Below are 23629 nucleotides of genomic sequence, written 5' to 3' on the forward strand. Positions count from 1 at the left end.
GGTCCTTGTACGACTCGCCCTCCTCGCTCAGCCCGAGCTTCACGGCGGCGGCGCTCATCAGGTTGACGGCGACCGTCACGATCACCTCGACGGCGTCGCCCGGCTCAGCGCCTGGATCGCGGACGGGGCGAGCAAGGCTCAGATCAGTCCCGAGCGCGCCGCGGACCTCCTCCTGGACGCCCTCACCGACGACACCTTCCAGCACTGGATCGCCGCCCGCCCGCGCCTGGACGTAGCGCCGACGCCCGCTACGGCTTCTCCAGGTCGCACCTCTGGTCGCGGCTCTGGTCGCAGCTCTGCTCGCGCCTCACGTCGCGCTCCTGGTCGCGGCTCTGGTCGCACCGACCCCCAGGCGCGGTGAGGGGAAAACAGCAGGCCGCAGGGCCCGTCACGCGCCGGGTGGCACGCCGACTACTTCCTGGGCAGGGGTTGTCAGGGCTGCTGGCGCACATGGCCGGTCCCCCGGTCGGGGCCGGCACCCGCCGAGCCGGCACCGACCGCGACGACAACGGCGAGGACTGCGGCGACCGCGGCGACCGTGGCGATGCCGGCCGTGACCGGGGTGCTGAGAGCTGGGCGGCGGTGAACCGCGTAGACCACGGCCCCGACGATGAGCGTGACGACCAGGACCAGGAGCACGACGACCAGCAGAGCGAGCGTGGACATGGTTTCCCCCTAGGGATCAGCACGCGGACGGTCCGCGTGGACGGGTGAAGGGCGAGCCCTCTTTGCCCTTGGGTCACGGGACGGCTCCCGGACAGGGCGGCCTCAGAGTCAGGGATGCGGGGGTTAGCCCCGCAAGGCCCTCTGACCAACTCCTGGACACCCCGTGTGCCTCGTCACGTGGTAGGCGTGGGGATGGGTGACGGCGCTGCGACGGATCCGACTCTGCCAGCACGCCTCGGGTCCCGTAAGAGGCCTCATGGGCCGAATGGGGAAACTGAGGAGTAACCACCACACGCGATGATCGGGCGATGACCGACCGCCGCCCGCTGGGCACCGGACCCGACCGCGCCACCACGTCCCGCACGCGAGACACCCATCCGGTGCTGGCGCCGCGCGCCCAGCTCGCCGCCGAACGCCTGCCCACCGCCCCAGCCGTCGCCGACCCGTGGAGCCGGCCCCACCGCACCCGGCAGTGACCGCGACGGCCAACCGGGCAGCAAGGACTCGGCACACCAACAAACCCCCCTCCAAGCATTATTCGCCTTGTGTCGGGTTTGGGGCCCGGGGGTGGCCACACCAAGCTGAGGGTGGAAGAGCATAAATCTGCTCAGTCACCCAGAAAGCTTAACTGAAATGGCGAGGCGAATGAAGCGTTGCTAGCTTCATCTCAAAATGGTCCGGATGGAAACAGCTGGATGCGGAGATCGCGCAGGCTCTCGACTTCGCCGACCACTTGGCGAGTGGTTCACGAGTTAGGTCACAACGCACCACCGCATCGCCTCGACGGGACGCCCGCAACCACGGGGGCAGCCTCGAATCAATCTAACGGACCGAATTAGGGAGACCGAGATGGTGATGAAGAAGATCGGCGAAGTGGGCGGATTCGCGAACAGCATGATTTCCCTTGACGATAAGTCGGATGCGGAGGTCGCCCAAGCTCTGGGGTTCGCTAACGACTGGGCGACGAGAGCGGGCAGCAGCTAGGCCGTCTGAGAGCGGCGCCCTGCCGCGCTGTCATGTGGCTGCGCCGGTACTTGGTGGGGGCCGGAGGCCCGGCAGACACGACGAGGCCCCAGGGGCCATCCTGAATCGGCGCATGCGGGGGCTGTCAGCCGGTGCTGTCGCGGCGTTGACGAGCGGCCGGCCGGCGCAGGGAAGGCCTCGCTCAGCTCCACAGCCCAAGGTCGCGGTACGGCAGCCGCTCCGGGCACAGCGGGAACGGGGAACCCTCAGGCGCTCCGCAGCTTCCGCTAATGCCTGGGCGATGTCAGTCTTCGGGCACCTTCGCCGCCGACCGAACACAATCAGTGCATCCGTACCTGCCGAACGTGTCCGAAAGAGAAGGAACGGAAATGACGGATTCTGAAAACTCCGCATCGGTGGTCGCGAACAAGAAGGGGAGCGAAGGGTCGGGAATCGTCTGGTGTTACGGAGAGGGAACTCGGTGCAGCGCACACGTCACTGACAAGGCGGAGCATCCGAGGTTCCTGTTCAACCGCAGGTCTCGGACCTTGCCGGAGTTCGACGCCGCTCTGGACGAACTCTCCGTCAGTCTCAATCGTGTGGCGGACGACACCCAGGTCACCGGACGGCAGAACCACGGCCGGGACGACATCCAGATCGGTCTCCTTCGGACCGGGTCCGGGTTCCTGCCAGTTTGGAAAAGAGACGTGCTCGACACCGAACGGCTCGAAGAACTGGTGGACGTCAACACCTTGACCGACCTGGACGTGATGTCGGACGACGAGCTCGGTTCGCACCTTCGCATCAATGAGGACGCGGGCGAGTGGCGGGCTTATACCACGTCGGGTGGCGTCTACGACTGCACTGGCGCGGGCATGGGCTGCTTCGTCACAGCCGTGGACGCCAAGGCGGGTGGCTCAGGCGGCTACTTCGCCACGGTCCAGGAGGAATCCCCCGTCTTTGATCCCGCTCTCCACGAGTTGGCCGGCAGATTGAACACCCTCGTCAGCGACACAGAGTCGCGGGAGAAGCAGAAGGGGACCAGAGATCCTCAGCAAAGGATCGGTATCGCAGTCACCAAGGACGGGTTGATCCCCGTGTGGAAGATCGTGGCGGCCCACGGGGGGCCGTCTGAGTCGTGAATATCCGCAGTCGCCGAAGAAGAGTGCCGTCGACCGACCGCCAGCCCGGCCCTGGTGGTCGGCCGACGCCCGGTCTGAGAACTCTCGGATCTGAGACAACATCAGCCGCCATGCAATAAAGCCCCACGACAGCGATCCCACCCCTCAACCTCTCACCTCATACAGCGGCCCACCCACCCACAAACACCCACTGAGCAGCCCCGTAACACGAACCCCTGGACCAGCGCGACCGACTCTCACCACCACTGACACCAACCCGAGAGATCGCACCATCCCCGCGGGCGCGGGGAGCACGTCTCGGAGTTCTCGGCCCTGCCGGACAGGACGGGACCATCCCCGCGGGCGCGGGAGGCACATGGTCGTCGGGATGCCGCCGGGCGTGGGCCCGGGACCATCCCCGCGGGCGCGGGGAGCACATCCTGGGGCAGCGCGAGGATCTCCAGCGCCAGGGACCATCCCCGCGGGCGCGGGGAGCACGACTCGACCACGCCGTCCCCGTCGCGGTCGTAGGGACCATCCCCGCGGGCGCGGGGAGCACTCGGTGACGCGGCTGTGGGTGCGGATGGTGGGGGGACCATCCCCGCGGGCGCGGGGAGCACTACCGGTGGATCGCGGACCCCCAGGCGCCCACGGGACCATCCCCGCGGGCGCGGGGAGCACTCTTCTTGACCTGCGGGTTTGTCACGGAGACAGGCCGTTGTGAGCCAGTTTCACCGATTCCGGCGAAGCTCCGTAAAAAGTAATAATGGGGACACTTCTACCTGCCGTATCGACGTCGTTTGGAGGCGTTGCTCCAGCCTTTCCGGGGAGCAGTCGTGGTGCTCGATGGAGTTTGGGTGTTGGGGCGGCGGATCAGGGTGAGGCCTTCTTGGTCGACTGGATGCCAGGCATGATCGTGGGTGCGGAAGGTGAAGCCCTGTTCGTTGTTGGTGGTGTGGGCAAGAAGGGCGCGGCCTTGGCCGGCGTACTGCTGGACTTCGTTCCAGAGCAGGTCGCGGATGCGTGCGGAGGGGTTGCCGATGAAGACGCCGGCGGAGATTTCGAGGAGCCATCGGGTGAGGAAGCCTCGTAGGCCGGGTGGGCAGTTGGTGAGGACGAGGACGGTCACCAGGTGATGTCCGTGTAGTCGTTGGCGTCGTGAGGGTCGGTTCCGTCGCCGTAGTTGCGGCCGGCGGGGACGGTGCGGCCGCCGTCGGTGTGGAGGGTGACGACGTCGTGGTCGTCGTTCGTGGCCTCGGTCGGGGGTGTTTCTGGTAGCAGAAGGCGTTTGATGTCGTTGACGCAGCGGTCGAGCAGGGATGTGTCGTTGATGCGGTCCCGCAGGGCGCGGCGGGTGCGGGGGCCGATGTCCTGTTCGTCCTGGGCGGCGATGTCGAAGGCGAGGGGGATGCCGATTTCGGTTTTGTACAGGTCGGCGATGTCGAGGACGAAGGAGAGTTCGTGGCCGGAGTGGACGAAGCCGAGGGCGGGGCTGCAGCCGAGGGAGGCGACGACGGCGTGGGCGATGCCGTACATGCATTGGGCGGCGGCGGTGATGGCCTGGTTGACCGGGTCGCCGCTGGTGAAGTCGCCGGGTGTGTAGCGGCGGCCGCGCCAGGGGACTCCGGTGCGGGCGGACTGGGCGCGGTAGCAGTCTTTGAGGCGGCTGCCTTCGCGGCCGAGGAGTTCTTTGCGGGTGAGGCCGGCGGGGTCCTCGTCGGGGAAGCGCAGCCGGTACATGGCGCGGGCGACGGCGAGGCGGTTGCGGGGGTTGGCCCATTGCACGGCTTGTGCTTCGGCGAGTGCGGAGGAGCGGGTCAGGGCGCGGCCGCCGGCGTAGTAGCGCACGCCTTGTTCTCCCACCCAGCAGACGGCGGCGCCGGTTTCACCGAGGACGCTCATGGCCTGGTGGGTGATGCGGGTGCCGGGGCCGAGGAGGAGGGTGCTGATGGTTGCTGAGGGGATGTGGGTGGTGCCGTCGGCGTCTTCGGCGGTGATGGCGTTGGCGTCGCGGTGGACGGTGCAGCGTTCGAGGTAGATGAAGGAGAGCCGTTCGCCGGTGCGGGTGAGGTGGCGTGGGGTGAGTGCGGGGCGTCGGGAGACGGTGGTCACCGGTTCACCTCGCCGTGGGCAGCGGGGCGAGGGTGAGCAGGCCGCAGCCGTAGGCCTTGGCTTTGCCGATGCCTTGGGTCAGGGCGCGGCGCAGCAGGTGGGGGTCGGTGATTTCGAGGCGGCCGTCGAAGGTGACGGTGACGAGGCTGACGGGCGGCCGGCGGCCGCCCTGGGGATGGGGGTGTTTGTCGAAGGCGAGGGTGCGTTTGTCGTGGACGGTGAGTTCGTAGCGGTCGCCGTGGTGGGGCTGGTTGGTGTGGGTGGTGCCGCGGGGGAGGAGGCGGGTGGCGTGTGTTTTCTCCAGTACGCGGAAGCCGCAGGTGTCCTGGCGTTTGAGGAGCCAGCCCATCTGGTGGGTGCCGGTGAGGTGGGCGGTGCGTTTGGTGGGTTCGTCGTCCTTGCGGCGGGCGTGGTGGACGGGGTTGGCGGTGAGGCGGAACGCCCAGCGCTGTCCGGTGGTGAGCCGGTCGAGGAGTGGGGCGTAGGGGCGGCTCTGCCAGCCCGGCTGGTTGGGGTCGGCGGCGGCTGCTGCGGGCCAGCCGGCCTGTTCGACGAGGTGGGTGAGGTCGGGCCGGTCGGGGCTGACGATGTGGAGCATGACTTCGGCGCGGGTGGTGTGGTCCAGCCGCCACAGCACGCGCGGGCCGTCTGGTGGGGGGGTGTCGGTGGGCAGCAGGGCCGGGAAGGACGACATGACGGCGGCGTGCATGGCCTGGGGGGAGGAGAGCAGGCGGCGGGCGCCGGAGCGCGCGGTGTTCACGCGGAAGCGGGTGAGGTGCATCAGGCGCTCTCTTCGTCCAGGGCGTCGAAGGGGTCGTGGCGGGGCAGGTGCCGGGTGGAGGAAGGGTGGGGGATGCGCACGCTGGAGGCGATCTGGGTGCGCAGGGCGTGGCGCCGGTGTTCGGGGGTGAAGCTGAGCGGCTGGTCGCGCAGCATGTCGGCCTTGTGCTGGTCGTGCTTGTCCGCTTCGTGCAGGACGGTCAGTTCGACCTCCTCGTGGCCGCGGTGGTGTCTGCGGTACCAGGGCGAGGCCTGCCAGGGTTCTCGCTGCAGTGCGTCGAGCACCCCGTCGTCCTCGTGCAGGCCGAGTTCGACGGGGTGGGAGGGCGGGCAGGAGCGGCGGCCGAGGAACGGCGGGTAGACGGGGTTGCGCAGTGCTTGGTGCAAGGCCGTGAGTAGTTGGTGGTCGCCTTCGAGGGCGGCGACGAAGGCGGCGTCGGCGAGGTAGAAGCGTTCGGACAGCGGCATGGATTTGCCGGTGACACCGTGGTGGGCGGTGTGGAAGTCGCGGATGCGGGTGCCGGGCTGGTCGATGCGGACGCCGAAGCGCAGGGCGGCCAGCGGCGCCAGTTTGTCGTCGTCGCCGCGTTCGATGCCGGCCGCGGCGGCGAGCAGGCCGATGACGCCGCTCTTGGTGGGGGCGGACTCGGTGGTGCGGCGGGTGAAGCGGGCCGAGGCCCCCCAGGCTTGCAGGGGGCCTGCCAGGAGGAGGGTCAGCACGCTCATGCGGGCTTCTCCAGGCGTTCGGCGACGGCCTGGCCCACGGAGGTGACGAGTTCGGTGAGATTCGTCGCCTCGGTGCCCAGTCCGGCGAGTTTGTGGGTGTTGGGGCCGACGCGGAGCACCCAGGTGAGGGTGGAGTCTTCGTCGCCGTAGGCGCGTTCGATGTCGGGGATGTACTGGGCCAGGCGCTCGGAGGCCTCGCGGACGTAGCCGCCCGTCTCGCCGCGTACCGGGTCTTCGAAGGCGGCGACGAAGCTGACGGGCCGGGTGGTGCGCAGTTTGACGATCACGGCGTCGGGCAGCGTGTGGTGCCCGAAGGTGTTGATCTTGCCGGTGGGCAGGGAGGCGACGAAGCCGTGGACGAAGGCCTCCACGGCCCGGCGGACCGGGTCGGTCCGCGGCTCGTTCTCGCGCAGGCCCTGTCCGAGGTTGGCGGCGAGCTGGTGTACGCCGAGGGCGGCATAGCGGTAGAGGGTGGCGGAGTTGAAGTCGACGGTGCCGATCATGCCGGCGCCGGTCTCCTCCTCGGTGTTCTGGTCGTCGACGGCCGTGTAGTAGTCGGACTCGTTGTCCACGCGGTGGACGCTGAGGGCGTGGGCGACCTGGACGGCGGCGTCGACGTTGATGTCGGCGGCGTCGGCGACCATGCGGCCGAACAGGGCGATGTCGACCGAGTGGTGGCTGTCGGCGAGCTGCTTGGCCTTGCCCTTGTTCTCCTTGTTCCCCAGGTAGGCCGTGATGTCGGTGGCGCCGTCGACGGCGAGGCGGGCCAGGGCGTCGAGCTGGCGGGCGCTGAGGAACACCAGGTACTTCGACTGCGGCGCCGGTTTTGGCTCACCGTCCTCGTAGCGCTCGCCCTGCGCTTGGGGACCTCGGTCTTCAGGCCGGCGGCCTTGACCGTCTCGTCCGCGATGCGCAGCGCGTCCTCGTTGGAGAGGGAGGCATCCAGGTCGGTGATCCGGGCGGCGACCGCCTCCACGATCTTCTTGGTGCGCACACCGAGCTCGCTCGCGTCCAGCAGGTGCTCGTCCTTGAAGTAGGTGCGGGTGGCCCGCTTCCACGCCTGGCTGGAGACGCGGGCGCGCGGCACTCCCCCGTACACCGCGCTCTTGGGAGCGCCGGTGTCGTCGCGGTTGAGGTTGCTGGGCGGGACGGTCTGCAGGGCGTGCACGTCGAGGAAGATGCGGTTCACGAGGCGTCCTTGTCGGTGTCCGTGGTGCGGGCGGTGGTGTCGCGGTCGACGGGGGCCGGGTCTGGGGGCGCGTCGTTGATGCTGTTGTGCCAGGCGTGGAAGGAGCGGCCCCACTCCCTGCGGACGGTGTCCGCGCCGCCGGGCCCCTGCCAGGTGTAGAGCTGTCCGGCGAGCAGCGCGTGGTCGAGCGCGATGTCCCTCTGGCGCAGCAGGACGACGATGTCGCGCAGCCGCTGGGCGCAGATGGCCAGGTCGGCGGCGGTGCCTGCGCGGACCAGGCGCTTGTGCACGGGCGTGTCGATCTCGCCGGGTTTCATCATCCGCCGCACAGCAGCCCCCAACCCTTGGCGGCTGTCGGGCCGGTCGGGCTGGTACATGCCGGTGCGGCGGGACTGCTGGTGCAGCGCGTACAGGGTGAGGGCGACGTGCAGGGCGTCCTCGGCTGCTCCAGTTCCCGCTCGCTCAGGGGCCGGGCGCCGTCGGGGGTGTGGTGCAGCGGGCCGGTGTCGATCAGCGTCCACAGATCGGGCAGCTGTCCGGCCTGCCGTCCGGCGCCGCGCCGGAGCCGGGCGAGGGATGCGACAGCATGGGAGTCGTCGGCGAGATAGCCGCGTTGCCAGGCGGTGATGTGGTCGGCGGCGAGCCGGGTCACCCGTTCGCGGGCGGTGACAGTGGCGGGTGCGGATTCGGTGGTCATGCGGGTGCCTTCACGGTGGTGGGTGCCGGGCTTGCGTCCGTCTCACGCAGCTGGTCATCCAGGCCGGGGCGTCCCAGGCCTTTGTGCAGGGCGGCGCGGAACCACTTGCCGGCGAGGGAGGAGTTCAGCCACTCGGTGCCGTGTTTGAGCTGGACGATCCGGCCCTGCCAGGCCGCGTTTCCGGCCGCGGCCATCAGCTGGTCGCCGGTGCGGCCGGCGATGGCGTACACCTGCTGCTGCCAGGCGGTGCGCTGCGCGTAGGGGTCGTCGGTGTCGGCGAGATGGGCTAGCCAGGTGCGGTAAGGGGCCTCGAGGAGGCCGTAGGCGAGATCGCGGGCGGTGGAACGGGGCCCCTCAGTGTCCGCGCCGGCCGCCCAGGCCAGATCGGCGGCCAGGTCGCCCAGCGCGTTGACCGCGAGATTGGCGTCACCGACGGCGGCGACGGCCTGCTCGGCGTAACGCCGGTCCCGCTCGTGCAGCAGAACGACGGCCATGGCCACGTGATCGTCGACGATCTCGTCGATCACGGACTGCTGGGTGCCGTAGCGTGCGCCGACGATCCGGGCCCGGATCATGAAGCCTGAGTCCAGTTCGCCTTCCGTCACCAGGCGAGCCACCCACTCCAGGATTCCCGGCCGCAGGTAGTCGGCAGGCTCCGGACCCTGGGCGGTTGCGGCTTGGTCGGCGACCAGCGCGCCGATCCCGCGCCAGGCGGAACGCTCGGGCGCGTGCTCGCGCGGCAGATAGATCGGCGTCTTCTTCAGCTTCTTCTCCTGCGCCCGGCTGCGCCGCCAGGCGCTCATCGGCTCCCGGTGCTGACGGTCCCGCGGGCCCAGCGGGTCACCGTAGCCGAGAACGACGCCGTGCACGCCCGAGGCGTCGAAGTGCAGGCGCAGGCGCCGCGACTGCCACGTGTACAGGTCACGCACGCCCGTCGGGGCGCGCTCGGCGCCACCCGGGGCGCACGGCGGCCTGCACCACGCGGGAGCGTCCGCGTCGTCGATCTCAAGGTTGGCGGTGTCGGCCGCGACCAGGTTCAGCAGCAGCGTCTCGCGCAGGGTGCGGCCCTCGACGAACACCCCGCCGAGGTTGCCGGCCCAGCCGACACCGAGCGGATAGACCTTGCCTCCCCTGGCACGCGCATCGCCTTCCACACCGGTCTTGATGCCGGAGGTGTCATAGGCGTGGGCGTGAACGAGCCACCGGGCCGCCTCGGCGAAGGTGAGCCGCTCGACGGTGGGCATGCGGGCGGTGAAGAACGGCTCCCCGTTGGGGACATCGGCCACGATCCGGTTGAGGGAGAACACCTCGCCTTGCGCCGTGCGCAGACCGGCGGTCTGGAAGAACGGCGCGCCGGCATCCAGCAGGTCGAACCGTGCCCGGTGCTGTTCGAGATACGCCCCGACCGGCGTGAAGCAGGCCTCATCCGCCCATAAGTCGGCCCAGTCGTCGATGTCGCGGGGCCCGTCGAGCGCGTCATGCGCGACGGCCAGCAGCAGCCGGACCAAGGCGAACTCCTGGGTGGGCAGGTCACCGACGACGCGCCGCAGACCATGCGCCTGTTCGAACACCTCGCGCAGCGACACCTCCCGCTGACTGCCGTCCCGACCAAGTACGGGAATCCACGGGCGGCCGGTGAGGTCGAACGACAGCACTCCCCCACCACCACTGCTGCTGCTGTTCGGTTCCGTTTCAGGCACGGGTCACCTCAAGACCGTCACTGGGGCTGTACCGGAGAAAGAAGCCTGCCAGGCGGGTCTGACAGTCCTCGTCGAGCGGCAGGATCAGCTGGCCGGCGAGCCAGGGACTGTTCTTCGCCTGCCAGGCGGGAATGTGGAGTTCCTCGAGTTCGTCGATCGCTTGGTCCATCACGTCGGCGTAGCTGAACTGGATGGGCAGTCGCAGCCCGCAGCTGGCCGCGGTGCGGGCGGCGAGCGTGGTCGGTACCTGGTCGGTGGGCAGGGGCAGCCCGGCCAGCAGGCGGCCCTTGCGGTCCGGCTCGAGCCACGGCAGCGTCGCGAGTGTGCCGTCGGCGCGCCGCTGGACGACCACGACTTCCAGGCTCTCGCGGCTGTCGCGTACCTGGGCCCGTCCCTGGCGGGTGTCGTCCGCGTCACCGACGCCGGCTGCGACCCAGCCGAACACCGGCCGGCCGGGCCGGCCCTCAGCGTCGAGGCGGAACGTCGCAGCCCGCTCGGCCTGGTCCGCGCGATGCTGATCGTGGCGTGTGCGGGCGGCTTCGAGCGCCTCCTCCCAGCCGGCCGGACCGTGAAAAGTGTCGGCGTAGGCGTGCTGCACCAGGGGGCTGATGTCCGTCGGCAGCCGTACCGGGTGCTGCCGGCCGCCGTCGAGGTGGGGCAGCAGGGCGGCGGCGGAGCGCAGCAGCGCGTGCGCCCCGTACACGGCGAGCGAACCGCGTACCGGTGCGGGTACGGGGGCGGTCCAGTCGACGCCGGTGACCAGGCAGCGTGCCTGGCGCAGCCGCTCGGGCCGCTCGGTCTGCTCCTGGCCGCCGCGCAGGTGCCGGTGCAGGCGTCCCATGCGCTGCAGCAGGAGATCGACCGGGGCAAGGTCGGTGACCAGCAGGTCGAAGTCGACGTCCAGGGACTGCTCAGCAACCTGGCTGGCGACGACGATGTGGGCCCTCTGCGGCCGGTCCGTCTTCGCTGTCGGCGGCCCGAACCGGCTGAGGAGCGCGGCGTCCTTCGCGGCACGGTCGACGTCGACGAAGCACGAGTGGGCGACGGTGACGTTGTCGGTCCCGAAGCGCTGTCGCAGCACAGCAGCTGCCTGAAGGACCCGGCGCACGGTGTTGCGCACGACCAGAACGCAGCCGCCCTGGACGAGTTCCCTCTCCAGCCGGTCCGCCAGGACGTGCACGTCGTCATCGAGCCGTTCCACTTCGACGTCCGTGCCGCGGCCCGAGCCGGCGGGGTACCGCATCAGCGGCGTGCCGCCGGGGATGACCGCCGTCAGCAGCGGATAGTCGCCGGCCCAGGCGACAGCATGGAAGGGGGCTTGGTCCGCGACGGCTGTCTTGCCCGCGTATGCCTCGGCCAGCTGCCTGCGGCGGCCGGCGGGCAGCGTCGCGGACAGCACCACCACCGGCACCCGGTAGGCGCCCAGCCAGGACAGCACTCGGTCGAGATAGACGCTCATATAGGTGTCGTAGGCGTGGGCCTCGTCGATGACGACGACCTTCCCCGCGATCGCCAGGTGCCGCAATGCCAGATGCCGGCTCTTGAGCCCGGCGAACAGCAGCTGGTCGATAGTGCCCGCCACGAACGACGACAGCATGGCCTTCTTCCGCCCCCGCAGCCAGGCATGAGCGACAAGTTCGCCCGCAGCGGCACGGCTGGAATCCGACGGCCGCCACTGCTGCGTGCCGTAACCGTCCACGTCGATGGCGGCGATCCGCCGGCCGCCGCCCATCAGGTCGACGAAGTCGTCGTTGAGGGCAGCCTTGGAGTGGGCGAGCAGCACCGAGTAGCGCGTTGCGGGCGGGGCCGGCAGACGGTCGAGCCAGCGCAGCAGGCGGGGGAACATCGCGTTGCCGGTGGCCATCGTCGGCAGCGCGAAGAACACACCGCCCGCCCCCGACCGCGCGGCGAAAATCTCCGCCACCGCGAGCGCCGCTTCCGTCTTCCCCTCCCCCATCGGCGCCTCGATCACCATCAGCCCCGGCTCGTCCATCTCCCTCGCCAGTGCGACAGCCGCTTCCTGCACCGGGCGAACCCGCGCGCCCGCCGGCAGGTCGAACCGGGAGGTGAACAACCCGTCCACGTCCCCGGCCGGCTCCTCGGCCCGCCAGGGACCGGGCAGGTCCAGTCCGCGCCAGGCAGCCGCGACACGCTCCGTGCCCGTGCGGGGCACGTCCTGGGGGAAGTAGGGGAACAGGTCGCTGTTACTGGCGATCCAGTCGCAGACGATGACCACAGCGGACAGCAGCACCTGCACCGGCTGCGACAGTTTCACCGTCTTCCAGGCCGCCAAGCGCTCACCGACACCGAACTCCTGCGCGCAGGCCTCGAGCAGCTCGTCCTGCACCTGCTTCCACAGCGACCGGCTCGCACCCTGCGTGCGCAGCAGATCCGGATGACGCTCCAACACCTGGATCTGACCATGCTCGGGCGGCACCCCGTGATGCCCGCCCACCACCACCGTGAACTGCCCGGTCTGCTTCACCGTCCAGCCATGGCACTCCTCCAGCCACCACCCCAGCAGCACCTGCCCGGCCAGCCCGTGCGGCGCGAGCCTGCGGTCCGCACCCATCGCCTCCCGCGAGCGCATCTCCAACCCATGCCCGCGCATCACCTGCGCCAACGCATCCACCTGACAGGCGAACGCCGGCGTCGCCTTCCCGATGTCATGCACACCAGCCAGCCACACGACCAGCCGGCGGGCATCCGCCTGCCCGTCCGGCAGCCCACCGGCGATCAGCCTGCGCACCGACAACGGCAGCCACTCATCCCACAACCGCCCGGCCACAGCGGCGCAGTCCTCCATATGCCGCCACAACGGCAGCCAACCATCCCCCTCACGGTCGTGCTTGGCCCACACACTCAGCACCGGCCCGCCCAACCGGGCACGAAGCCCCGCCCGGGCGCCCCCCTCACCTGTCATGCCAGATGAATACAACACCCACAGCCAGCGCGAAGCCCGTTGAAGAAAACGAACAGGAACTGCCGGCAGAACTGATCGACCAGCAGACACCCCTACCGCAGCGACCCTAAAATCGGACCGCCGACCACCACAACAAATGCCCTATATGCACAATTAGCCGGAAACTATGAAAGTTGCCCAAACCACCACCCCCACCGCGTAAACCCACAGGCCACGAAGAGTGCTCCCCGCACCCGCGGGGATGGTCCCCCCCTTGCGACCGGGCCCCTTCCTCCCCAGGGTGCTCCCCGCACCCGCGGGGATGGTCCCGCCCACTCTCCAGCCTCGTCCAGCGCGCGCTGGTGCTCCCCGCACCCGCGGGGATGGTCCCCTCGCGGCGGACCGCCTGCCCATTCCCGGGCTGTGCTCCCCGCACCCGCGGGGATGGTCCCGACGGGGAACCGCTCCTCGAAGGGCCGGATGGGTGCTCCCCGCATCCGCGGGGATGGTCCCTTGTCGATCGCCGCCTGAAGTTCGCAGAGCGCGTGCTCCCCGCACCCGCGGGGATGGTCCCCAGGGCGATGACCGCGGCGAGCCCGGTGAGCAGTGCTCCCCGCACTCGCGGGGATGGTCCCCCGGTCAGCTTCTTCGTGTCCAGGATGACCCGGTGCTCCCCGCACCAGCGGGGATGGTCCCGCCGTCACCCTGCTCGTGTTCACGGGTCAAGTGCTCCCCGCACCTGCGTGGATGGTCCCGTCATCGAGGTCGCCTCAAGAGGAGATGCGTGCTGCTGGCGGTTACTTTCCTGGTTGCCCATCACTTCGGCGGCTTCGGCGGCGGTGAAGCCCATGCCGTAGTGCAGCAGGATTGCGTCGCGCTGGCGTTCGCTGGGGGCGCTGACTGCGGCGTAGAGGGTGATGGCGTCGGTGAGCGTGTCGTAGGGGTAGTCGACATGGTCGGCGAGCGCGGCCTCGAAGGCGGCGGTCTCCATCAGCTCCGGGCGGCGCCGGCGCTTGCGGTGCATGTCGATGATGCGGCGCTTGAGGATCGTCCACGCGTAGCCCTCCAGGCTCTCCATCTGAAGCATGCGAAGCCAGTGGTCCATGATCCGGTCGAAGGCCAGGTCGACGGCCTCCTCGGCGTCGGCGTCGGAGCCGAGCTGGAGGTAGGCGTAGCGCATGTAGTCCACGCGGCGCTGCTGGTGGAACCCCCAGTACGACATCTGCGCGGCGACGGCCACTGGTCGATCGATACCGCACGCGGGGTACCGACCACGCCGCCGGTGTCCTCCGTGCCCTGCTCGCTGCTCACGATGCCTCCCGGTCCGGCTCGCCGGGACGGACCGCAGTGCGGGCACCGGTCAGCTGAGTGATACCGATACGGACGCCGGCGGTCAGCAGCCGACGGCAACCGCGGACCACGTCCGGGCCGAACACCCTGAGGGCGAGCGCGATTTCGAACAACCACGCGGCAGCAGTGTGCTGCACGGGTCCTCCCCATATACCTGTTCCATTTCCAGGTGCCGCACCCTCCCCCACCCCCCGGCACCAGAGGTGACAACCACCTCCACCCCATCAGCGCCTCAGCGGGCCGAAACGTGCAAGCCAACCCCCAAAAAAATAACGTTCAGTATCGGAACGATTGCGCCAAGTTCCATCATCAAACGGTTACGGAGCCAGCGACGACCACGCAGCGCTGTGCCTCAGGTGTGGGCGCCGGCTCGAGGAGGCCCGTGGCGCGGGGTGCTGAGTGCGTCGTGCGTCTGCGACGCACGGGAAGGTGCACTGCGTTCGCAGCCGCGGGTCAGCGGGCCGGGGTGACGGGGACGGGCGCGTCCGGGCATCGGCTGAGAACGTCCGTGAGCGCGGCCTGCACCGGCGTGAGGGGGAAGGCACGCGGCCGACAGCGGTTGTCCGCGGCGAGGTGGATCTTCGTGGTCAGCCCACCGCAGGACTGTCCGAAGGCGTGGTCGGCCATCTCGCCGGCCGGGGCCCCGTTTGCCGGGCCCCGACGGCACGCCGGTGGGCACGGACGAAGTGCCTGCACCCTCTGCCGGCCCGACACCGATCTCGGGATCGCCGGCTTATCCCTGTCCCTCCCCCGAGCGGCAGGCGATCAGTCCCGGCACGGGATGCGGGCAGCAGTTGGGCCACGTGACGGCGCCATGGAGCGAGGTGGGCCCCTGATGGCATCCGGGGCCCACCTCGCTCATGGCCGAACAACCGCCTCCCCACCCGCGATCACTCTGATCGGATAGACGCGCCGTAGTTGTCGGTCCGGCGCAGCGCCGCGGCCTCCTGGGGCGGTGCGGGCCATACCTGGATGAGGTACCACTCGGTGACGTCATCCGGAGCAAGGTCGATGGCGGTGTCCCGGCCGCGCGCGTGGACGCGCAGCCGGTAGTCGCCGGGGCCGTCGAAGGACAGCGCGGGCAGTTCCTCGTCGAGGTCGGCCATCAGGCCCCGCACCATCAGTCCACCCGATACCGAGTGCAGCGAGACCTCGACGACCTCCTCCCACTCGGCGTCCCCTGGCTGGGGTGCGTCGGTGTGGAAGGTGTCGGTGACGTCGACGTCGCCGGTGTGGATGCCGGTGAGGACGGTGGCGATGCCGTCCTCCACCTCGACCAGGCCGTTGTGCCGGCGGGGCAGGTCGGGGCCGGCGGGGCCGTCCTCATCACTGATCCTGAACTGGTGGTAGTGCACAGGCACGAGTTGCTGCCCGTGCACGGCCTGCTCGGTCATGGCACGTCCCGGATGCTCGGCGGGTGACTAGTTCTTGATCCAGACGAGGAACTTATCCTTCTCCAGGATCCGGTTGTAGAGGTAGAAGTTGGCGAGAGCCTTGCCGCCGCCCTGGTTCTGCGCTTTGGGGATCATGCGCCAGTTGAACTTGCCGCCGCCGGTGGACGCGCCCTGCCACGTGGAGGCGAAGGGGTACTCGTCGCACTCCTTGCCCGCGGGCCGGTGCCGGCTGCCCGGCCAAGGGGCGGCCACCGAACGACGTGGCCGGGTGCGCGAGCAGTTCGGGTGACCGCTCACGCCATGCCCTCTTCCCCGCGACCTACGTCAAGATCAACAGTCGCATCCCGAGCGCAACCCCAGGCGTCCGGGGGCCCGACGGCCGCTGGAACCTCGCAGCGCCCTCCCACGCCGCGCGCCCGGCCCCTCCTCACCGCGAGCGCGGCAGTGGCCGGACACGCGAGCGGATCGGCCCGTGATCAGCCGAACGCGACGTCGGCGACCAGGGCCGCCAACAGTAGCGACCAGCCTCAGCCAGGGCGCTCCATCCCTGCCACGGGACCACCATAGGGGCGCAGCGAAGGCAAGCCGAAATCCCGTGGAGCCCACCTGCGTGGCGTGGAATGCTCTTCGGCGACTACTGACGGAAGGGAAGGCTGAAAAGGTGTACGTACCGTCGTCTGCACGAGCTCTCGATGATGACGAGCGTGAGCTCGTGGAGCTGGCACGCCGCATCATAGACGCGCATACCGACGCCGGGCCCGACGAAGACGGGATCCACACGATGGGCGCCGCAGTCATGGCCGCCGACTACCGGATGTTCGCCGGCGTGAACCTCTACCACTTCACCGGCGGACCCTGCGCCGAACTCGTGGCTCTGGGAGCCGCACGAGCCCAGGGCGCCCGCCAGATGCGCTGCATCGTTGCCGTGGGAAACCACGGGCGTGGGGTCATCGGCCCGTGCGGGCGCGATCGGCAGGTCTTCGTGGACTACTACCCCACCATGCGTGTCATCGTGCCCACGCCCGCGGGGCCCAGGTCCGTTCTCGCCGCCGACCTGATGCCGCTGACTCAGCGATGGACCCCGGCAGGCATGGACAGTCTCGACCCATCGCTCTACCAAGACCCCGAGACGGCCGGCCCCCCGATCATCCGGTTCCACCCCCGCTACCTCGAAGACGTTCGCTCCGGCACCAAGACCAAGACCACCCGCTTCCGGGACCCGGCCCAGCTCGGGCCGGCACGGCTCGTGTTCGAGAGCGACCCCGAAGTCGTCCTGCCGGCAGAGGTGACCGGCGTCAGGCACTGCCTGGTCAGCGACCTCACCGACCAGGACGCCCAGGGCGAGGGGCTGACGACAGCAACCGAACTCCGGGAACGCCTCAAGGGCCACTACCCAGATCTGGCGGGAACCGACGAAGTCGACCTGATCACCTTCCAGATCAACGACAAGACGGGCGCCGCTTGAACCGCGGAGGCACCAGCGACGACTGGGGCGCAGGGTGGTGACAAGCCTCTGACCAAACAGAGTTCATATATCGAACCTGTCCCAGCCAGGCGGGTTCCGACGAGTCGACCCGCCCCACCACGACGTCCACCGGCACAGCAGCGTCCAGTTCGATGTCGGCATCGACCTCGATCGCGTAGGAGCCGACCCCCGTCCGTTCCACTCAGGTCACACCGTGGGACACGGCACACTGTGCCGTTCCCCCTCAGCACGGCCGCGCCTGGGCGTAGGGGGCGATGGCGACGTTCGACATACCGGAACTCATCCGACTCCTGGTGGACACCGGCCGCGTTGATGCGCAGCCGGCGCGTAACGGCCCTGGAGTCCTATCTCAGACACCAGCCGCAAAGTAGCGATCAAGACTTCGTGACCGCGGTCTTCTTGGGTTGGCGGGGCACGGTCTTGGTCTTGTCGAGGTGCCCGTACATCGTCGACCGCGGCACGCCGAACATGTCGGTGATTTGCTTGACCGCCTTCTCCCGCTCGTCGTAGAGCCGTTGGGCGAGCGCGGCCTGGTCCTCGGTGAGCTTCGGCCGGCGTCCGCCAACCCGGCCCCGAGCGCGGGCGGAGGCGAGCCCGTCGTTGGTGTTCGCCACGATCAGTTCGCGCTGGAGCCCGGCCAGCACGGATAGCATCCCGAACATCGCCCGTTCCTCCATCGTGGACGTGTCGATGCCCTGCTCGATCACGTGCAGCCCGACGCCGCGCTCGCGCAGGTCAGCGCCGAGCGTCACCATGTGGAGCACGGAGCGGGAGAGCCGGTGACCTTCAACGTGTCGCCCTCGCGCAACAACTGCAGCACGAGGTCAAGCTTCGGCCGCGACGCTTTCGCACCGCTCACGGTGTCGACGTCGGATCAGCCTGGATGTGTTCGGCGGTTGCTCAACTGTTTGTGTGTCGAGCGGGTGCCGCTTGTGGTGTTGGTGATTGCGCCGGGCGTGAGGCGGTCGTGTCGTCTCCTTCCTGGTGAACCGGCCGCCGGGGCAGCCGCGACGCGGGCAGCAGGCCGAGAGCGGCGAGTGAGGCCAGGATCAGCAGAGTAGAGCTCATGGTTGAAACCGCCGAGCCGGTTGCGCTGGCCGCGACGGCGATGCCGAAGGTCGGCCCGATGTGCTGGTGCCCGTGCCGAGTGGCAGACGACGGCCGGCACCGCGCGCCGCCCCCATCACCCCGGAAAAGGCTCTGCTACGCCTTCGAGCGCTCGCCGCGCCCCGGGCGGGGATGAGGGGAAGGGCGCCGGAGGGCGCCCGGGGCCTTCAGCGCGGCGCAGGCGTTCTCACGGGGCGGCCTCTGCCGGTCGGTACCCCGCACCACCCGCCCCGGCGGACCGGGAGACGCGGGGGCCCTTTCGGTGTGCGGCACCCGGTCGATCGCTCCGTGTCCTTGGCCACTGAACCGGACCGGGGCTCCCTCGGCGGTCAGACCTCGAGGTACGCGACGACGACCACGGTCCGCAGAGCCGTCACCCAGTACAGGAACCGTACGCGCTCGACTTCGTCGACGTACTCCCGCAGCGGGGGCCAGCGGTGTCGCCGGGGATCGGCTCGCCGACCTCGGGGTCCACCGCGACGACGACCAGGGCGCGGTCCAGGGCGTGGATCTGAGCCTCGCTGGTCAGGATCTCCAGCTGCTTCGCGGCGGAGGTCGAGAAAACGGTCCGGGCGCGACGCGGGCCGTGATGTGCGGGCATCAGGCGACGGCCGGGCGCTGAGCGGCGAGGCGGGCGAGGTGGGCCTCGCGCAGCTCCTCCCACGGAGTGCACTGCTCGGGGTCGGGCAGGCCGCTGGTGGCGATGTCCTCCAGGACGGCGGCGAACCGGTCGGCGTTCTCGCGAGTCCTGGCCGCGTACGCGCGCACCGCTTCAGCAACCGCGGGCTCCAGCTGCCGGGCGGTGTCGGCGGAGGCCGGCTGTTCGCTCATCAAGAGCTCCAGGGGGCAGAATTGGCGTCTCACCGCGGTATCGCCGGGCAACCCGGCCTGGGAGCACTCCGGAGGAAACCGTCTCGCTGTCCGATGAGCGGAGGCTTGCTGTGTTCAGCCGGTGTGGTGGGCCAGGGGGGCGTGGGGGTCGCTGCCGTGGGTGATGTGGTCGGTGTGGACGGTGGCGGCGGTCAGGCGGGGGATGGTGTGGATGAGGGCATGCTCGGCGTTCACGGCCACCGCATGGGCCTGGACGACGGTCTGGTGCGGGTCGACGACGATGTCGGCTTCGGCACGCAGGGAGTGGCCGATCCAGCGCATCCGGACCTGTCCGACGTCCAGCACGCCGTCGACCTCGCGCAGCGCCGTCTCGGCAGCGACCACCAGTTCGGGGTCGACGGAGTCCATCAGCCGTCGGTAGACCTCGCGGGCGGCGTCCTTGAGGACCGCGAGGATCGCGAGGGTGATGAGCAGGCCGACCACGGGATCCGCCCAGCGCCAACCGATCGCGGCGCCGCCGGCACCGAGCAGCACCGCCAGTGAGGTGAAGCCGTCGGTGCGGGCGTGCAGGCCGTCGGCGACCAGGGCGGCGGACCCGATGCGGCGGCCAGTGCGGATCCGGTAGCGGGCCACCCACTCGTTGCCGATGAACCCCGCCACCGCGGCGACGGCCACCGCCCACAGGTGGGTGACGTCGCGGGGATTCAGGAGTCGGTCGATGGCTTGGTAGGCGGCCGCTGCGGACGACGCGGCGATGGTGAGCACGATGGCGATGCCGGCCAGGTCTTCGGCGCGGCCGTAGCCGTAGGTGTAGCGGCGGTTCGCCGCGCGCCGCCCGAGAACGAACGCGATCCCGAGCGGGACGGCGGTCAGCGCGTCCGCGAAGTTGTGGATCGTGTCGCCCAGCAGCGCCACCGATCCCGACAGCGCCACGATCACGGCCTGGACGACCGCGGTCGCCCCGAGGACGGCCAGCGACAGCCACAGGGTGCGCATGCCTTCACGGGAGGTCTCCATCGCGGAGTCCACCTTGTCCCTGGCCTCATGACTGTGCGGGGTGACCATGTGCCCGAACTGGTGGCGAAGCCGCGACCAGCGCGAACCACCGTGTCCGTGCTCCTCGCGATGCAGCCCGTGCTCGTGATCGTGGCCGTGCCCGTGGGAGTGCTCGCCGCTGTCCATGACACCTACCGTGTCAGGTTCACCCGATTGCAGCCATCACCGTAATACGTGCCCTGACCAGGTGCGATTCCCTCGCAACTACACGCTGGACGTGAGCAGCGCATCCGCTGTCCGGCCTACAGCGGCAGAACGACCCGCAGGTCAATTTCCATGGCAAACAGTCAAGTCCAGTGGCTGTGAGCAGCCACTCTCACGGCAGCCGGTCAGATCGAGCGCAATCTCGCCTGAACTGCCGCGGTACGCGGCGGCGGCCTCGGCGCGGTCGTAGTGGCCCAGCGCCTGGTGGGTGATCAGTTCGGCCGCGTCCTGCATGTGCTGTACCTGGCGAGCGGGAAGGTACTCGCCCCCGGTGGACACGCCGAGCCCGACCGACGACGACACCGCCAGCCGCTCCACCTTCACCGGACACGTCACCTGCGGCGCGATCGGTCGAGGGCCTCCAGGAGGGCGCCGAGCTGTTCGCGCTCTTGAGGGTGGCGGCCGAGCGTGTTCGACGCGATCGACGTCGACAGGTCCGCCTCGGTCGACCGGGAGCGCGTCGCAACGAGTACGTTGGTCGCGGCGCGCCTTTGGCCATGCCCGGGCGCCGGCCGCGTGAGAAAGGCCGGGCTGTGGAGTGCTAGCCAGCTATTGACTGGCGAGCGAGGGGTTTCAGGCGGTGGTGCGGTTGCCTTGGCGTGCGGCGAGCGCGGCGTCGGCGCTGGAGTAGGCGGGCAGGAAGGTGTCCATCCCGGTGACGCTGAGCAGGCGGCTCAGCCGGTCGGGGATGGCCGCCAGGGTCAGGGAGCCGTCGGCGTTCTTGGCGCAGCGCCAGATGCCGACGAGGGCGCCCAGTCCTGAGGAGTCGCAGAAGGTGACGCCTGCGAGGTCGGCGACCAGGTCAGGGTGGCCGTTGGCGATGAGTTCCAGGGCGCGGGCCCGTACGGCGGGTGCGGCGGCGATGTCGAACTCGCCGGACAGGGCGATCACGGCCAGGGCACCGTCGGTGTGCGGGACGTCGATGTGGAATGCGTCGGTCATGGGCGTGGGTTCTCCTGCCCGACGGAGACGTCGGCGGTCGGGGCGGCGGCGCTGTGGGCGGTGGTGGTGATGCCGGCGGGAGCAGCATCGGGGGTGGGGACGGACAGGGCCAGCAGGGCCACGTCGTCGCGTTCGGTGTCGGGGAGGGTGTCCAGGAGTGCGACGGTGTCGTCGATCAGGGCGCGGGCTCTGACCGGCGCCGGGCGCCGGGCCAGGAAGTCGGTCAGTCCCGTGTCGGCGAGCATGCGGCCATCGGCGGTGCGGGCCTCGGTCAGCCCGTCGGTGTACAGCAGCAGTCCCTCGCCGGGTGCCAGGCGCAGGGTGCGTGAGGCGAAGGCGGCTTCGGCCAACGCGCCGACCAGCATGCCCCCCTTGGCGCGGACCGCCTCCACCCGCACGCCGCCGCCCTCGAGGGGGCTCAGGTGGTAGGCGGGCGGGTGACCGCCGGTGGCCAGCGTGACCGTGAAACCGCCGTCCCGGGCCGGATCGAGCATGCCGAAGACGGCTGTGCAAAAGCGGGTGCCGACCGCCGGGTCCAGCAGCAGCGCGGTGTTCAGGGCCTTGAGCGCAGCCGTGGGGTCCGCGTCGACGAGGGCTGCGGCCCGCAGCGTGTAGCGGGTCAGTGAGGTGATCGAGGCGGCTTCGGCGCCCTTGCCGCACACATCGCCCAGGAAGAACGCCCACCGGCCCCCGCCCACGGGGAAGACGTCGTAGAAGTCACCGCCCACTTCCTGCGGGGAGGCGGTCTTGTAATGGCAGGCCAGCTCCAGGCCCGGTACCGCGGGCAGTGCCGGGGGCACCAGGGTGCGCTGCAGGGTGGAGGCGAACGCGGCGATGGCCGCCTTGTCCCGCTCCGCACGCTGGCGGGCCTCTTCCTCCGCCTGGCGCTTCTCCTGCTCGATCTTGCGGCGCTCCTGCTCGGCGCGTACCGCGTTCAGTGCCGACAGCCGCAGCTCAAGCTGGTCACGTACTACCGCGGCCAGGTCTTCGAGGGTGGAGGCATCGGCCTCGCTGATCTCGCGGGGGCGGGTGTCGAGGATGTTGACCGTGCCCAGCCGGTACCCGTCGGCGGTGATGATCGGAGCGGCGGCGTAGAACCGTACTCCCATCGGTCCGGCGACCAGCGGGTTGGAGCAGGCGACCGGGTCCAGCAGAGTGTCGGGGATGACGGTGGTGTCATCGGTGAGCACCGCCGAGGCACACAGGCCCGGATCGCGGCCGATCTCGCTGACGCCTTCCAGGCCGTGCGCGGCCTTGAACCAGATCCGGTCCTCGTCCACGATCGTCACCGTCGCCACCGGCACCTCGAACAACCGTGCCGCCAGCGCCGCGACTCTGTCGTAGGCGCCGTCCGGCGGAGTGTCGAGAATGTCGTAACGGCGCACCGCCGCCATCCGCGCCGCCTCGACCGGCGCGGCCACAGGCCCGCTCGGTGCTATCGCAGGCGGGCTCGCTTGCTCCGGCATGTTCCTCGTCTCGTCATCCCCCCCAGGAGGCACCGACCAGACAGCCAGCACCCCGGAACCTTACCGAACGCCCCCAGCGTCACCGTTCAGGAGGCGCCGCTGAGCGGCCGGTCCAGAAGCTTGCGGAAGAAGCCCGTGACCCACGGACGTACGCGCTCGCGGTCAGCCAACGTGACAGTGCCCACGCACTCCCCCGCGATGTCGTCCACTTCCGGCCGGTCCCGCAACGCCTAGGCACACCTGATCCCGTCTGCGCCGAACGGCGGCACCTGCGCCACGTCGATGTCCGTGCGGATGCGGTGTGGCCGGGCGGGGTGCCGCCACCGCCCCGAGGCGTCGCGGGCGACATCGACGGCGACCTCCAGGACGACGTCGGGTTGAACCAGGTGCACCCCGAGGGTCCGTTGCGCTCCCCACACTGCGGTGAGCGTCCGTCCCGCCCACGGATGCGTGCCCGTCGGTTGGGACAGCCGGTCGGGCAGGGCGTGGCCGGCGGCCTGGGACAGCGTGGTGCTGCGGCCGGCGTATCGCAGGCGGCCCGCGGTGTCGTAGCGGCCCAGCAGCACCGTCCGGGGAGCGGCGAGGGAGCCGGTGACGGCGCCGATGACGGCCTCCGTGGTGACCCGCACCTTGCACTTCCGCCAGGAGCGCGCCGCGGGCCGGTAGGGCTCGTCGAGCCGCTTGAAGCACAAGCCCTCCAGCCCGGCCGTAGTCCATGTCAGCCACTGTTGCGCCACGGCCGGGTCGGTGGTCGACGGGCACAGCGTCAACGGCGCGGCCAGGCCGTGGTCCTCGAACAGCGTCTCCAACGCCGAGCGCCGCCGCACGTACGGCCAGCCGGTCAGGTCTGCTCCCGCGTGCACCAGGTCGAAGACCACGTAGTGCGCCGATCAACCCTTCACAGGATCAGCCCGTCACCCGACGGACACAAATGGTT

General features: G+C 70.0%; 21 protein-coding genes, 5 pseudogenes and 2 CRISPR repeat arrays. Of the genes and pseudogenes, 4 read left to right on the forward strand and 22 right to left on the reverse strand.

What is annotated here, in order from left to right; genetic code table 11:
* Positions 1–205, reverse strand: a pseudogene (locus ABZ117_RS32360) (hypothetical protein); the annotation flags it as partial.
* Between the two features lie 227 nt (positions 206–432).
* Positions 433–666 (reverse strand): hypothetical protein, encoded by a 234-nt coding sequence (locus ABZ117_RS32365; RefSeq protein ID WP_356826026.1) that lies wholly within the window; start codon positions 664–666, stop codon positions 433–435.
* 308 nt (positions 667–974) lie between these two features.
* Here ABZ117_RS32365 and ABZ117_RS32370 point away from each other — a divergent pair, with 308 nt between their 5' ends.
* From ABZ117_RS32370 to ABZ117_RS32380, 3 genes are all read left to right on the forward strand, one after another.
* The gene (locus tag ABZ117_RS32370) at positions 975–1142 is read left to right on the forward strand and encodes a hypothetical protein (RefSeq protein WP_356826028.1); all 168 of its coding nucleotides are present in this window, start codon (positions 975–977) and stop codon (positions 1140–1142) included.
* Between the two features lie 373 nt (positions 1143–1515).
* Positions 1516–1650, forward strand: coding sequence for a hypothetical protein (locus tag ABZ117_RS32375; RefSeq protein ID WP_356826030.1), 135 nt, complete (start codon positions 1516–1518; stop codon positions 1648–1650).
* Positions 1651–2018: 368 nt separating this feature from the next.
* On the forward strand, positions 2019–2771 hold the full coding sequence (locus ABZ117_RS32380; protein WP_356826032.1) for a hypothetical protein: 753 nt from the start codon (positions 2019–2021) through the stop codon (positions 2769–2771).
* Between the two features lie 265 nt (positions 2772–3036).
* A CRISPR array of direct repeats spans positions 3037–3431; the repeat unit is 29 nt; unit sequence GGGACCATCCCCGCGGGCGCGGGGAGCAC.
* Positions 3432–3528: 97 nt separating this feature from the next.
* Here ABZ117_RS32380 and cas2e read toward each other — a convergent pair.
* From cas2e to ABZ117_RS32440, 12 genes and pseudogenes are all read right to left on the reverse strand, one after another.
* Positions 3529–3879: a type I-E CRISPR-associated endoribonuclease Cas2e gene (cas2e, locus tag ABZ117_RS32385; protein ID WP_356826034.1), complete on the reverse strand. Its 351-nt coding sequence runs from the start codon at positions 3877–3879 to the stop codon at positions 3529–3531.
* A complete protein-coding gene (cas1e, locus tag ABZ117_RS32390) occupies positions 3876–4862 on the reverse strand; it encodes a type I-E CRISPR-associated endonuclease Cas1e (RefSeq protein WP_356826036.1) in 987 nt (328 codons plus the stop codon). Before cas1e ends, cas2e begins: the two co-directional genes overlap by 4 nt.
* 4 nt (positions 4863–4866) lie before the next feature.
* Entirely contained in the window at positions 4867–5643 is a 777-nt protein-coding gene (gene cas6e, locus ABZ117_RS32395) for a type I-E CRISPR-associated protein Cas6/Cse3/CasE (RefSeq protein ID WP_356826038.1), read from the reverse strand.
* Positions 5643–6368, reverse strand: coding sequence for a type I-E CRISPR-associated protein Cas5/CasD (cas5e, locus tag ABZ117_RS32400; RefSeq protein ID WP_356826040.1), 726 nt, complete (start codon positions 6366–6368; stop codon positions 5643–5645). Before cas5e ends, cas6e begins: the two co-directional genes overlap by 1 nt.
* A pseudogene (cas7e, locus tag ABZ117_RS32405) lies at positions 6365–7557 on the reverse strand (type I-E CRISPR-associated protein Cas7/Cse4/CasC). Before cas7e ends, cas5e begins: the two are co-directional and overlap by 4 nt.
* Positions 7554–8078: a type I-E CRISPR-associated protein Cse2/CasB gene (gene casB / locus ABZ117_RS32410; protein ID WP_356826042.1), complete on the reverse strand. Its 525-nt coding sequence runs from the start codon at positions 8076–8078 to the stop codon at positions 7554–7556. Before casB ends, cas7e begins: the two are co-directional and overlap by 4 nt.
* A 172-nt stretch (positions 8079–8250) precedes the next feature.
* Positions 8251–9954: a type I-E CRISPR-associated protein Cse1/CasA gene (casA, locus tag ABZ117_RS32415; protein ID WP_356826044.1), complete on the reverse strand. Its 1704-nt coding sequence runs from the start codon at positions 9952–9954 to the stop codon at positions 8251–8253.
* Complete coding sequence (gene cas3, locus ABZ117_RS32420) at positions 9947–12760, reverse strand: CRISPR-associated helicase Cas3' (RefSeq protein ID WP_356826098.1); 2814 nt, start codon at positions 12758–12760, stop codon at positions 9947–9949. Before cas3 ends, casA begins: the two co-directional genes overlap by 8 nt.
* Before the next feature lie 337 nt (positions 12761–13097).
* A CRISPR array of direct repeats spans positions 13098–13611; the repeat unit is 29 nt; unit sequence GTGCTCCCCGCACCCGCGGGGATGGTCCC.
* Between the two features lie 305 nt (positions 13612–13916).
* A pseudogene (locus ABZ117_RS32425) lies at positions 13917–14078 on the reverse strand (sigma-70 family RNA polymerase sigma factor); the annotation flags it as partial.
* 644 nt (positions 14079–14722) lie between these two features.
* Positions 14723–14815: pseudogene (locus tag ABZ117_RS32430) on the reverse strand (IS5/IS1182 family transposase); the annotation flags it as partial.
* A 281-nt stretch (positions 14816–15096) separates the two neighbouring features.
* Positions 15097–15600, reverse strand: a complete 504-nt coding sequence (locus tag ABZ117_RS32435) for a hypothetical protein (RefSeq protein ID WP_356826046.1) — start codon at positions 15598–15600, stop codon at positions 15097–15099.
* Between the two features lie 27 nt (positions 15601–15627).
* Complete coding sequence (locus ABZ117_RS32440; protein ID WP_356826048.1) at positions 15628–15897, reverse strand: NucA/NucB deoxyribonuclease domain-containing protein; 270 nt, start codon at positions 15895–15897, stop codon at positions 15628–15630.
* A gap of 415 nt (positions 15898–16312) precedes the next feature.
* On the opposite strand from ABZ117_RS32440, the gene ABZ117_RS32445 reads away from it, so the two are divergent.
* Positions 16313–17065, forward strand: a complete 753-nt coding sequence (locus tag ABZ117_RS32445; protein WP_356826050.1) for an ASCH domain-containing protein — start codon at positions 16313–16315, stop codon at positions 17063–17065.
* A gap of 395 nt (positions 17066–17460) precedes the next feature.
* On the opposite strand, the gene ABZ117_RS32450 is transcribed toward ABZ117_RS32445, so the two are convergent.
* The 8 genes and pseudogenes from ABZ117_RS32450 to ABZ117_RS32485 all read right to left on the reverse strand — a co-directional run bounded on the left by ABZ117_RS32450 (position 17461) and on the right by ABZ117_RS32485 (position 23570).
* Positions 17461–17841: a recombinase family protein gene (locus ABZ117_RS32450; RefSeq protein ID WP_356826052.1), complete on the reverse strand. Its 381-nt coding sequence runs from the start codon at positions 17839–17841 to the stop codon at positions 17461–17463.
* Positions 17842–18522: 681 nt separating this feature from the next.
* Positions 18523–18794: pseudogene (locus ABZ117_RS32455) on the reverse strand (hypothetical protein).
* The gene (locus ABZ117_RS32460) at positions 18794–19024 is read right to left on the reverse strand and encodes a hypothetical protein (protein ID WP_356826054.1); all 231 of its coding nucleotides are present in this window, start codon (positions 19022–19024) and stop codon (positions 18794–18796) included. Before ABZ117_RS32460 ends, ABZ117_RS32455 begins: the two are co-directional and overlap by 1 nt.
* A gap of 114 nt (positions 19025–19138) precedes the next feature.
* A complete protein-coding gene (locus ABZ117_RS32465) occupies positions 19139–20206 on the reverse strand; it encodes a cation diffusion facilitator family transporter (RefSeq protein WP_356826056.1) in 1068 nt (355 codons plus the stop codon).
* Between the two features lie 141 nt (positions 20207–20347).
* A complete protein-coding gene (locus tag ABZ117_RS32470; RefSeq protein ID WP_356826058.1) occupies positions 20348–20608 on the reverse strand; it encodes a hypothetical protein in 261 nt (86 codons plus the stop codon).
* 249 nt (positions 20609–20857) lie between these two features.
* Positions 20858–21226 carry an STAS domain-containing protein gene (locus ABZ117_RS32475; protein ID WP_356826060.1) on the reverse strand — a complete coding sequence of 123 codons (369 nt, stop codon included), beginning with the start codon at positions 21224–21226 and terminating at the stop codon, positions 20858–20860.
* Positions 21223–22647 carry a SpoIIE family protein phosphatase gene (locus ABZ117_RS32480; RefSeq protein ID WP_356826062.1) on the reverse strand — a complete coding sequence of 475 codons (1425 nt, stop codon included), beginning with the start codon at positions 22645–22647 and terminating at the stop codon, positions 21223–21225. The genes ABZ117_RS32475 and ABZ117_RS32480 overlap by 4 nt, the downstream gene beginning before the upstream one ends.
* A gap of 275 nt (positions 22648–22922) precedes the next feature.
* A complete protein-coding gene (locus ABZ117_RS32485) occupies positions 22923–23570 on the reverse strand; it encodes a hypothetical protein (protein ID WP_356826064.1) in 648 nt (215 codons plus the stop codon).
* Positions 23571–23629 lie beyond the last annotated feature (59 nt).

Source organism: Streptomyces sp. NPDC006309 (assembly GCF_040613095.1).
In the GTDB taxonomy this organism is placed as follows: Bacteria; Actinomycetota; Actinomycetes; order Streptomycetales; family Streptomycetaceae; genus Streptomyces.